The sequence below is a fragment of the Chryseobacterium endalhagicum genome (assembly GCF_016745235.1).
Taxonomy (GTDB): domain Bacteria; phylum Bacteroidota; class Bacteroidia; order Flavobacteriales; family Weeksellaceae; genus Chryseobacterium; species Chryseobacterium endalhagicum.
The window spans coordinates 143388-155726 of the sequence record NZ_JAELVM010000004.1 but is presented as its reverse complement, the minus strand read 5'-3'; the positions used below and the strand labels follow the sequence as shown (position 1 = coordinate 155726).

Sequence of the window (12339 nt, the reverse complement as noted above, 5' to 3'; positions counted from 1 at the left end):
TTTTTATTAAAAAGTCTCATACAGTTTTGTATGAGACTTTTTTGTTATATACCTATACCAGATATCCAAACCATACCAATATAAATGATCAATGATAAGTTATGAATCACCAATTATCAAGAATAATAGATCAGTAATTAGTAATTGGTAATGAGTAATGAATAATGAGTAATGCGGGAGCAGAACCTTGTAACTACTACTACTACTACTACTACTACTACCCAGCATCACAGATCACTTATCAATCATCATTGATCACTTATCTTTAAATTTGCCATAAGCCATAAGCCATAAGCCATAAGCCATAAGCTGATAAGCTCCGTAGGTGCGCCCTGTTAATAGGATAGATATGAAAATTATGATATTATGTTTTTAGATTTATCAGCCCTGTAAGGGCGGCCTGTAGCTATATTTAATATTCATTATTCATATCTAATTAATCAAAATATAAGAATACAAAAATCCTGTACAATACGTAAAGGATTTTTTTTGTTTTAAACTTTTAGATACATTTAATTGATAGCCAATATATTCAATAGGAGCGGGCTTTAGCCCGCTTACAAAAGAATCAGAATAGGAAAGGCTTCAGCCAAAACCTAGATTCCAATATTTTCCTATATCATTTTCAAGCCATCATAAAAAGAATTTGCTCAATCCGCCAGATCAGCGAGAGGTATTAAAACATAAAGCTCGGTGTCATCCGAGGAATCTGTGGGAAAATCATTCTTCCACCTAGTAACGCTGCCTTACCATAAATTGATTATTAATAGAAATTAGTTCACTTATTTCTATTAATTGATCAGCTTCCAAATATTCAGAAAGATGGAACTTCTACCTTCGTATTTCCTTGCTAAAGTTTACGCCTTTGTTTATCTTAACTTCCCATCCTGGAAATATTCTTTGTCCGCCTTTGCGGTTATACTATCTGTCAATAAATATCCAGTGGCAATTCCTAAAGATGATTTTGCTTGTTTTCCTTATTCACCAGGAGCGGGCTTTAGCCCGCTTAGAACAGAATCAGAACAGGAGGCTTTAGCCAAAAACCTAGACTACATATTTTTCCCATATCATTTTCAAGCCATCATAAAAAAAATTTGCTCAATCCGCCAGATCAGCGAGATGTATTAAAACATAAAGCTCGGTGTCATCCGAGGAATCTGTGGGAAAATCATTCTTCCACCTAGTAACGCTGCTTCATCATAAGTTGATTATTAATAGAAATTAGTTCACTTATTCTATTAATTGATCAGCTTCCAAATATCCTGAAAGACACAACTGCTACCTCGTATTTCCTTGCTAAAGTTTACACCTTTGTTTACCTTAACTTCCCATCCTGGAAATATTCTTTGTCTGCCTTTGCGTTTATACTATCCATCAATAAATATCCAGTGGCAATTCCTAAAGATGATTTTGCCTGTTTTCCTTATTCACCAGGATCGGGCTTTAGCCCGCTTACAACAGAATCAGAATAGAAAAGGCTTTAGCCGAAACCTAGCAATATTTTTCCTATATCATTTTCAAGTATCATAAAAAGAATTTGCTCAATCCGCCAGATCAGCGAGAGATATTAAGACATAAAGTTCGGTGCTATCTACGAGATCTGTGGGAAAATCATTCTTCTCTTTAATAATGTTGTCTATATCCTGTTTAATTTATTATTGCTAGAAATAATAGCACATTATAATTCGCCAACTATTTCTTATCCCACCAAATACGTCCCAGGATATCACTTTCACTCGTTCCGAAATCAGGATCCTGTTTCATCTGATCGAGGGCTGCTTTTTGGTTTTGATAGTTCAGATTATCAGCTGAAGGAGTAGGAAGAACAATTCTTCTGGGCATTGTCAATGGAATCCCTCCATCGCGTGAAGGTGCTTCCAGTTTAAGACCTGTTGATGTATTAGGCATACCCGTTCTTTTGATGAGTGCCCAGACTTCATTTGGCTGTTTAAAATAATTCAGATATTCCTGTATAATAATTTGTTCAAGGGCTTTTGAAGCATCAAACTTTACCGGTGTGGAATTAAGATAATCTGTAATCTGGGTTGCTGGTGTAGGAACATATCCAATCACCATAGCTTCTTTGGCAAAATAATTATAAGTTTCGATCGAAGCTCTTACTCCTTCTTTATATAATGTTTCAACATTACCTGAAATGATACCTCTTGCTGCAAGCTCAGCTTTTAAGAGAGAATAATCGGCATAGGTAAGTATCGGGAAAACAGCGTTTCCTGTTCCTGTACCGTATTCAGGCTGCCATATCCTGTACTGGATTTTGGATATCGTGTCGTAATTTACACCATTCAATAATCTTCTTGCTGATGTATAATAACGGCTTTTATTCACACTGACCATATCCGGGCTTGTCGGCCCTCCCACATACCGCTGACTTTCAGATGCGGAACTCATCATACCTGCAGCAACAAGTTTATTAATATTATCCTGTGAGTAATCATTTTTTTGATAGAAAATCGGTAGTCTCGGATCATTGCTGGCATTCATAAAGTCGATCATGGGCTTTGAGGCAGACATCCCTTCCGGATTAAAGTTCCCATGTTCAGTGAATCTTTTTGAGAGCAGAGAAAAATCCTCAGCTGTTTTACTGATCTCTTGTCTTGACAGTACCTCAGTAGCAATCGCTGTAAGCTTGGCCGGATTTCTCTTCATTAATCTTGAAGCCATTTTTAATCTTAATGAATTGGCTGTCCTTTTCCATTTGTCAATATCTCCGTTAAAAAATAAATCTTTGTTGCCCGGCTTTACCTGTATGGACTGATCAGCAGCTTCAATAGCTGTATAAACCTGATCCAATTGCTGGTCGAAAATATCATAAAGCTGTTCCTGAGTTTCGTACTTGGGAGTCAGTGTACCGCCATATCGTGCCTGAAACGCTTCTGTATAGGCAATACTTCCATTAACATCCGTTACATACCATGCATAATACACTTTGAGAATGGTCGCAATAGATTTTATATTCACATATTTTGCCTGCTGGTCCGCGGGCATTTGATTGATCTTATAAATAATATCAGACAAGAGAGAACCATGATCCCCATAGAACACTTCTTTTCTTTGATTCATATTGACACCGTTATCCATAAAATCCGAAGTGTTACCGGTACTGGGAACCAAAGTCTGCGTCCAGGGCATAATTCTTCGGTAAAAATCATAATAATATTCGTAGCTGGCATCATAACCTTTTTTGATGGCCTGTGGGAGAAGTTCTTCAGGGGTTGCCGTTATTTTATCCAGCGGATTGGTATTGATTTCAGCAAAATCATCAGTACAGGAACTGAAGACAGAAAGTGCTATAATAAGTGTAAGTATGTTTTTTTTCATTGTAATCATTTTTAAATTAATAAGCTTAAAAAGAAAAATCCAGATTGAATCCTAAATATCTCGACATAGGTGAACCTCCATATTCTGCAAAGCTTCCCGCTCTGTTTGTATACTTGCCTTCGGGATTAATACCATCCGGTAATTTATTGTAGATATAGAATAAATTTCGCCCTATTACAGACATATTAAGAGAATTTAATCCGAGCGGCTTGATCATATCAGGCTTAAAAGCATAAGTTAATCTCAGTTCACGTAAAGCGACCCAGGTATTTTCAAAAATAGCATGCTCTCTGATACCCGTACCCCATGATCCCAGATTTCTATAGTAAAGATCTGTTCTCACAGGATCTATCCAGCCTTTTTCATAGACTTCCTGATAAGTCATTCCACCTACATCCCTTGTCATTCCCTGCTTATCATTAATTTTTGTGTTTTGGGCAAATATCCCTTCCGGAATTACTCCATACTGAATCATACCATTTGCATCCGTATATTTAATTCCTCCTCTGGCTTCATCCCTGTATTGTAAAGTGGAAGGAAGATTACCAAACTGTACACCATAATTATAAGTAGCGGAAAGAATATCCCCGCCAACCCTGGCATCAATCAATACGCTTAAAGAGAGATTTTTATATCTGAAACTGTTTCTGAAGCTGGTCAGGAAATCAGGCGTTAACTTTCCGACTGTCCTGTATCCCTGGTTCTGATAAGAATCTGAGCGCATATAGAAGCCGTTGGGTTTTAAGACTCTCATTCCGTTTCTGGGATCATCAATCTTATTTCCGTTCGCATCTAGTGCCTGATATCTGGCGTAAGCATAATTGGTTTGAATCAGGCCGTACTGCTGTCCCGGTATGGCCACACTTTTCACATCGCTTCCCATCGCCCAATCCAGAACATATTCGTTCACACCGGGAGCCAGCTCAATCAGTTTATCCTGGTTTTTAGCGAATGTAAGGGTAGTATCCCATCTGAAATTACTTGATTTAACAGGAACCGCATTGACTATTACTTCAATCCCTTTGTTTTGTAAATTTCCGGCATTAATCTGCTGCGAACTGACACCGGATTCCTGAGGCAGGGAAAGCGTTAATAATTGGTTCGTCGTATTCGTTTTATAAACAGACACATCAAAATCCAACCTGTTATGAAAGAAAGCCATATTCAATCCAAATTCTATGGATTTGCTTAATTCATTCTTGAGGTTATTATTGGAAAGCGCATTGCTGTTGAACCCGGTTAACGGAATACGTGTTCCGCCGGGCGAATTATAGGCTGACGGATCCGGTCTGTAATAGAATCCTGAGCTTGTATTATATGGGAAAGTATCCCGTCCTACCCAGGCTAGGCTTCCTCTTAAGCTTCCGAAACTGATCCATTCCGGAAGTTTAAATGAATTGGAGAACGTCCAGTTTCCAACGAATGAAGGATAAAAGTAGCTTATATTTCCATGACCATCAGGATAAATTAGAGTCGAAGACCAGTCATTACGGGCTGTAACATCTATAAACAATTGATCCTTCCATGCGAAGTTGGCAAATGCATAAAGCGACTGTATTCTTTTCGGTGACTGTTCAGCATCTGTGTAGGAGAGTTCATTTCCGGCAGGGTCTACAGAATTTTGGATTTGGAACAAGCCCGGCGTGTTCAATCCTCCGTTGGTCCATTGTTTGGTAGATTTATATCTCGAGCGGAAATCTTCTCCCCCCAAAGAAGCATTTAACGTTAAATTTTCCATTAATTTAAAATTAGCATTCAATAGAAATTTAACATTATACTGTTCTTTCGTACCTTCTAAAATGGTGTAGCTTCCACCGGTAAATCCAGGATTATCGCCCAGTATTTTGGATTCATTGATGAAATTATAATTATTGAAATTACCGCTAACCGTTAGATTTAGCCAATCAGCCAGCTGGGATTTCAGTTCCAGACGGCCGATATAATTATTCTCTTTCTGCGTTCTTGTATTCTGAAACAGATTAAAATATTTGGACGCCATATCATAAGGATCAGCGCCATCCCTTTTTCTTCCTCCGTTTACAGGATCCAGATAATTATTACGCCAGTAAGCCGCATCAAAACTTCGGGGAACTCCATAAATATAGCTGAATAGCGGACTTTCATTCCCCCCTTGCGGTACAGGATTCTGTCCGAAAGATCTGTTGTAGTTGAAACTGGCATCTATTTGCAGATACTTATTGAATTCATGAGTAGCACGAAGATAATAAGCATTCCGGGTAAATTTATTTCTGGGCAGAATTCCATCGGCTTCCTGATTGGTAAAGCTTAGTAAAAATGTAGATTTTTCACTACCTCCGGATAGCTCAATTGAATTTTTCCGGTCAAATCCCACCTGATAAATCTCCTTGTAATTATCTGGCTGCGGGTTCCACATCACGGTTCTGCCATCAGCATCCCGGACAGGCAACCCGTCAAACTTCGGCCCGAAACTGAAGTAAAAAAGGTTAGGATCCACGAAGCGCTGTCCGTTGCTGTCCGTTGGAAAAGCTGAACCAACCCCTGCTCCGAATTCGTTTTGAAATTTTGGTCCGGCATAAACATGCTGTGTCGTAAGTGAGGAATTAATTTTGACTCCTACACCGTTTTTGCTTTTCCCTTTTTTGGTGGTAATCACAATCACTCCGTTGGCAGCACGGGAACCATAAAGAGCAGAGGCTGCAGCACCCCTGAGCACAGATACCGATTCAAAAACATCAGAGTTTAGATTTTTCATTTCATTACCGAAATCATATCCTGATCCCCACTGATCTGCGCCGGTAACGCTGTTGTCTATGATCACGCCGTCTACAACAACAAGCGGTTGGTTATTTTTTCCTAATGACGTATTACCACGGATCTGAATTCTTGCGCTGGACTGAGGACCGCCTGAACCGGCAATAATTTCCACACCGGGAAGTTTTCCCTGAAGTGCTTCCATTGGATTCACAACTCCCGCCTGTGTAATGTCTTTACTATCGACCTTTGTGATGGCATAACCGAGTTTTCTCTGATCTCTTTTGATTCCCAGTGCGGTGACAACGACCTCCTGAATTTCCTTACTTTTTGCCGTGTCCTTTTTTACTTTTTGGGCATAGACCTGATTGGCGGTGCCTAATAAAAAGCAAAAAACTCCTACAGCAAAGGGATAGCCAGTGCTTAATTGTTTCATTATTATATTTTGATGATTTGGGTTAACTGTGCAATAATAAAAAAAAATAGGTCAGAATCTTATGACTCAAGTTTTCCCGGTGAAATTCTGGATTTTTTCTTTATGAATATTTTAAACCAATTTTATTATTTTTAGTTCTATTAAAAGTTAAATATTAAAAACAAACGAAATATTTTCTTTTTAATATTTTTTTTAAGAATATAAATTTTTTTTGATTTTTTTTAATAAAAGGTGAGCTCCATTTCTATTGATGGTTTTTAATAATAAAAAAATTAATAAATCAATATCATTAGTTTTGTGAATATTGTAAACTAAAAAATCATCCTGTAAAGATGATTTTTCATGTGTTTATGATCCTGATGCGCTTATTTTACAAAATCCTGTTCCTGTCCTGTCTGGATTTTAGCCGGAATATAAACTTTATAAGTACACTTTTTGCTAATAACGGGGCTGAAATATATTTCAGTTCCGTGATCAGAGTACGATCCTGAGATTGATGTTTTAGTTAAAGTAAAGGATACATTTTGGCTTCCGTCCACACTTACACCTTTGAATGTATTGATGTTTTGAACAGGCTGTTCGGAAATGCTGCTTTCTGCCACATTAAAAATCAGTTCTTTTCCATTAGGGGCGAATATCTTTAGCTGTAGAGGCTGTTTCTTATTTTTGATAAATTCTTTTCTGAACTTTTTAGCATCAAATTTAAACTGGTATTCTGTGCTTTGAGAATATAAACCAGTAAAAATAAATAAGAGAATCAGGAGTATTGTTTTCTTCATGACGGATGGCTTTTTAAATTAAACACATTTTCTAAATAAAAAGAGATGGCTGTTACACCATCTCCATTCTATTTTTCAGTTCATATTATTTTTTGATAACGGTTTCCTGATGGATCAGGCCTTGTTTATCAAATAACCTTAACAGGTAGGAACCTGTAGCATATTCACGGAAACTGATGCTTCCTGAATATTTCTGTCTGCCGGTAAGATTTCTTCCTGACATGTCATAGATTTCGTATTGGCTGATTTCTTTATCAGTCATTACAGAAAGCACATCTTTTACAGGGTTAGGAACAATTTTTATACCAGTGCGGGTCTGGGAATTATCTGTTACATTCAGACTTGCGGTTAAGGTAAGAGTTCTTGAGTTCTTACTTTCACTTAAACAGATATTCAAAGCTATAAGCTCACTGATGCTTTTGCCCACAAAGTTTGAAACATTCGCTGTGCTGATATAAGAGATACCTTCTACAGTATAAGTACCGGCCGGAAGAGAAGTAAAGTTGGCGGTAGGACTTACAGCCTGAATTTTACCCGTCGCCGTATTGATCGCTGCAAATGTGTAGCTGTAGCCAGCCGGAGCCGCAGACGTTTCATACAAGCTTCCAGGACCGGCAGCTGTTATCGTATAGCTGTTGGCATTGGCCGGACTCGAAAAGTTAGAAAGCACAAAGTAATAATCAACGCCTTCGTTTAATACGACTGCTTTTGTGGATCCGGTAGATGTATAGTTGGAGCCGTTGTAATAGGCATTTGAAGTTAAAAAGTTGGCCATTGAAGCAGGACTTCCTGAATGTATGGAAGTAATCAGGAATCCGGAGGATTTGGAGAAAACGTATGAACCGCTTTCCGTCACCCTGAACTTGAATGTATTGGTCACTGAGCTGCTGCTTACAGAATAAGGAGCCGTCATTGCAGAGTTACTATATACAATAATGCCATTGTTACTGGTTCCCACATTATATACGATCGTTTTGGATGTGTATGAAGGACCTGCGGCATCGGGAGCCGTCATATTTAGATTGCTTGACGGGCTTCCGGCAATCGCTGTAACAGCAGTTTTTGGTGTAATGTATGATGTATAAGCATTACAGTCAGATGTTATCGTGAAATTATTGTCAGACACATCAAAGAATTCTGCGTATGGATTAATGACTCCCACTACTTTAATTCTCGCCTTATCTGTAGCAGGAATGTAAGGGACGGTAATATTGGAGCTGCCGTTATTTAAAACATTGGAAGCTAAAGTATAAGGGAATGTTATACCACCATCAATAGATAATAGGATATCAACATTGCTTTTAACGGTATTTGTATTATTCACAGCCCATGTAACGGTAATATTGGCATTTGATGCCACTGAAACACCGGTTGCATTTGGATAAGTCACAGCCAGTGGTCCTGTGTTATTAACCGTTACAATAATTTCATCTGAATCCAGACCACCGTTGGTAATATGATTATCTCTTACCGTAAAGCGGAATTTCATGGATCTTGCCACTAAAGGAAGAGCTTCAGCATCATTGGTAGGAGGGTTGTTTTGATTGTTAAGGACAAACTGCATTTTTGGAAAATACCTTTCCGTAGTCGAAGCACTTTGTTCAGACCGGAATAAGGGTGCCGTGGTACTGTTCACCGCAGTATAGCCGCCTGCTCCGTTAATGGTGGAACCAAAGGCTCCTTTATCGTTAGCCGTTGCTATATCAGCCTGCTCCCAGGTATAAGAAATATTGGTATCATTAGGGTCAGAGCCGATTCCTTTTAACTTGAACGGTGTGTTTTTCGGAATGGTAACATCCACTCCGGCATTGGCAGAAGGAGCAAGGTTGGTACTGGCCACCAAAGTATAACAGTTAGCAGGGGACTGCAGGTAATTCAGGATTTGATCCAAACTTCTTGCATTAAAGTAATTCAGATTATTATTTCCGGAATTTGTCTGATTATCTGGTGTTGTACAGTTGTTGGTATAACTCATAATTGTCGATCCGGCTCCGGGTTCAATAGCTGCTCCCGAACTCCACCCGCTTGTACAGAAGGTAGGGCTGCTTGCACTGCCTCCAACAGCATTATAGGTATGCCCGGCAGAAAACTGATGACCCATTTCGTGGGCAATTAAGCCTGCAACCGTTCCCTTAGGCATAGTTAAAGCCCACTGGCTCCATGCTCTTGCTTTCGAAGTATTGTTACAAGGCTGCGGCCCGGCCTGACCCTGTGCCCCGCCACTGCTCATGATATTGAAAGTATGCCCGATATCATATTTATTGTAGATCAGGGTGGCATTGGTATTAAGTGTATTAAAACCCGTCTGTGAATTCGCTGCACTGGCAAAAGAAGGATTTACTGTGAACGGATCTGTAGCTGGATCTGTGAAAATCAATGATTTGTTAGTAGTTTCTGCAATAAGACTGAATGTTATGGAAACCTCAGATTCATAAATTTTATTGATCAGATTCACCATATTGACAAGTTCTGCCAGAGCATCATCTGTATTTCCGCTAAAAGCCTGGGCAAATTCACCCGTCGTAGCAACTGCCAGCCTGAATTTCCGGATCTGGTTTCCAAAAGGAAAATTAATTACGGATTTAGAAGCTAAAGACTGTTTAACCTCTGCCAGTTCTTTAATGACATCATTCTCTTCCACACCGCAGACAAACCTTTCCTCAAAGTTTGAAAATGCGCTGTAGATTCTGTATTCCCCGGGAGCTGTTTTGTAAGGTTCTACAAAAAAGTACCCTGTATTGTTTTTAATAATAGCATTAAAGTGATCTTTGAAAACAGATAGTTTTAAAGAAGATGTTTTATCATCACTCACCCCGTCAAAGGTAAGGATGCTTCCAAGTCTTTGGTCTGTAAGGCTGTTTTCATTTAAAGTAAACCTTGTACTTCTTCCGTTTTCCGTAGGAAGCGTAATAGACATTTTTGTAATTTTTTCTTTTTTTAAACGATTTTCTTTGAATTGATTTTCAAATCTCTGAAAGTCAAAGCGGAAAACGCTGCCCGGCAGTGATTCATCTTTTGTAAGATTCTGCCCCCAGAAACAGTTAAAAACCATTAATAGGACTAAAGTCAATTTGTGATTCATATGTAAGTGATTTTGTCTTATAAATTTAGTAAAAATAAACAACGGCAATATGAATAATTTATCATATTGCCGTTGTTTTAATATTTTATTTAAAAAATAAACTAATAATTCTAGAATGTTTTTCAGACCTGAATAACTCCCAGGTTGAATTTTTCCGTAATAGGAGCGTGGTTAGCTGCTTCTATCCCCATAGAAATCCATTTTCTGGTATCTGTAGGATTAATAATAGCATCCGTCCATAATCTTGCAGCGGCATAAGTGGCCTCTGTCTGTTTTTGATATCTTTTGGTGATGGTATTCAAAATTTCGTTGTGCTCTTCTTCTGAGATTTCTTTCCCTTGCTTTTTCAGCGTTGATTCCTGGATCTGTACCAATACTTTTGCTGCCTGTGCACCGCCCATTACCGCAAGATCTGCCCATGGCCACGCCACAATTAATCTCGGATCATACGCTTTTCCACACATGGCATAGTTTCCAGCTCCGTAAGAATTTCCTGTAATAATAGTGAATTTCGGAACTACAGAATTGGAAACGGCATTAACCATTTTGGCACCATCTTTAATGATACCTCCGTGCTCTGATTTTGAACCCACCATAAATCCTGTAACATCCTGAAGGAAAACCAATGGAATCTTTCTCTGGTTACAGTTAGCTATAAATCTTGTCGATTTATCCGCAGAATCAGAATAAATTACACCGCCGAACTGCATTTCTCCTTTCCCGCTTTTTACCAGTTTTCTTTGGTTAGCGACAATTCCTACAGACCAGCCGTCAATTCTTGCCGTTGCACAGATGATGCTTTTTCCGTAGTCAGGTTTATATTCTTCAAATTCTGAATGATCCACCAGGCATTTAATGATGTCATAAGTATCATACTGTTCCGCTCTGGAAACCGGAACAATTCCGAAGATATTATCAGGGTTTTCCTTTGGCGGAAAGCTTTCGATTCTGTCAAAGCCTGCCTTTTCAGTGCTGCCAATAGATTTCATGATGGTTCTGATTCTGTTCAAAGCATCTTTGTCATCTTTAGCCTTATAATCTGTAACTCCTGAAATAGAGCAGTGTGTAGTAGCTCCTCCCAAAGTTTCATTATCAATAGTTTCTCCAATCGCAGCTTTTACCAGGTAACTTCCGGCAAGGAAGATAGAGCCTGTTTTGTCAACGATCATCGCTTCATCGCTCATAATAGGAAGATAAGCACCTCCGGCAACGCAGCTGCCCATAACTGCCGAGATCTGGATAATTCCCATAGAGCTCATTTTAGCATTATTTCTGAAAATTCTTCCGAAATGCTCTTTATCAGGGAAAATCTCATCCTGCATCGGAAGATAAACCCCCGCAGAATCTACCAGATAGATGATCGGAAGCCTGTTTTCCATGGCAATTTCCTGTGCTCTCAGGTTCTTTTTTCCGGTAATCGGGAACCAGGCACCGGCCTTCACAGAAGCATCATTGGCCACCACAAGACATTGTCTGCCGGAAACATAGCCCATTACGACTACAACTCCTCCGCTGGGACATCCGCCATGCTCTTCATACATCTCATAGCCAGCAAATGCACCGATCTCTATGGAATCTGAACCTTTATCGAGAAGATATTCAATTCTTTCTCTTGCCGTCATTTTTCCTTCATCACGAAGCTTTTGAAGCCTTTTTTCTCCGCCACCTTTTTTTATTTCAGCGAGCAATTGATTGAGATCAGATAATTTTAATCTGTTTTGATCTTCCCTTTTGTTGAATTCAAGGTCCATAAATTTTCAATTTTTTCCGGCTAAAGATACTATTTTTATAATGAATAGCAACTGAAGTAAAACACGTGTTTAATATATTGGTTCTCAGAAAATTGTGAAATTTTTAACAAAAAAATATTTTTAAATTACTGATATTTTTTCTAACTTTACTTCAGAGTAAAAGGGATCATATTCCCTGCTAAATACTCTAAGTTCCTAGTTTATTTTTTTAATAGTTTA

General features: G+C 38.7%; 6 protein-coding genes. 1 reads left to right on the top strand and 5 read right to left on the bottom strand.

All coding sequences use genetic code 11. The annotated features are described in order from the left end of the window. Positions 1 to 822: 822 nt before the first annotated feature. Complete coding sequence (locus JET18_RS21290) at positions 823 to 1128, top strand: hypothetical protein (protein WP_202094603.1); 306 nt, start codon at positions 823 to 825, stop codon at positions 1126 to 1128. Positions 1129 to 1692: 564 nt separating this feature from the next. On the opposite strand, the gene JET18_RS21285 is transcribed toward JET18_RS21290, so the two are convergent. The 5 genes from JET18_RS21285 to JET18_RS21265 form a co-directional block, all read right to left on the bottom strand. Then, the gene (locus tag JET18_RS21285) at positions 1693 to 3339 is read right to left on the bottom strand and encodes a SusD/RagB family nutrient-binding outer membrane lipoprotein (RefSeq protein WP_202094602.1); all 1647 of its coding nucleotides are present in this window, start codon (positions 3337 to 3339) and stop codon (positions 1693 to 1695) included. 25 nt (positions 3340 to 3364) lie between these two features. Beyond that, positions 3365 to 6508 carry a SusC/RagA family TonB-linked outer membrane protein gene (locus JET18_RS21280; protein ID WP_202094598.1) on the bottom strand — a complete coding sequence of 1048 codons (3144 nt, stop codon included), beginning with the start codon at positions 6506 to 6508 and terminating at the stop codon, positions 3365 to 3367. A 365-nt stretch (positions 6509 to 6873) separates the two neighbouring features. Then, entirely contained in the window at positions 6874 to 7287 is a 414-nt protein-coding gene (locus tag JET18_RS21275) for a hypothetical protein (RefSeq protein ID WP_202094591.1), read from the bottom strand. 85 nt (positions 7288 to 7372) lie between these two features. Next, positions 7373 to 10369 carry a zinc-dependent metalloprotease gene (locus tag JET18_RS21270; RefSeq protein WP_202094589.1) on the bottom strand — a complete coding sequence of 999 codons (2997 nt, stop codon included), beginning with the start codon at positions 10367 to 10369 and terminating at the stop codon, positions 7373 to 7375. Positions 10370 to 10491: 122 nt separating this feature from the next. Next, positions 10492 to 12120 carry an acyl-CoA carboxylase subunit beta gene (locus JET18_RS21265; protein ID WP_202094587.1) on the bottom strand — a complete coding sequence of 543 codons (1629 nt, stop codon included), beginning with the start codon at positions 12118 to 12120 and terminating at the stop codon, positions 10492 to 10494. Positions 12121 to 12339: the final 219 nt, after the last annotated feature.

Coding starts and splice junctions, on each gene's coding strand:
- JET18_RS21285 (WP_202094602.1), bottom strand. CDS start 3,339: ATGAAAAAAAACATACTTACACTTATTATAGCACTTTCTGTCTTCAGT.
- JET18_RS21280 (WP_202094598.1), bottom strand. CDS start 6,508: ATGAAACAATTAAGCACTGGCTATCCCTTTGCTGTAGGAGTTTTTTGC.
- JET18_RS21265 (WP_202094587.1), bottom strand. CDS start 12,120: ATGGACCTTGAATTCAACAAAAGGGAAGATCAAAACAGATTAAAATTA.
- JET18_RS21275 (WP_202094591.1), bottom strand. CDS start 7,287: ATGAAGAAAACAATACTCCTGATTCTCTTATTTATTTTTACTGGTTTA.
- JET18_RS21270 (WP_202094589.1), bottom strand. CDS start 10,369: ATGAATCACAAATTGACTTTAGTCCTATTAATGGTTTTTAACTGTTTC.
- JET18_RS21290 (WP_202094603.1), top strand. CDS start 823: ATGGAACTTCTACCTTCGTATTTCCTTGCTAAAGTTTACGCCTTTGTT.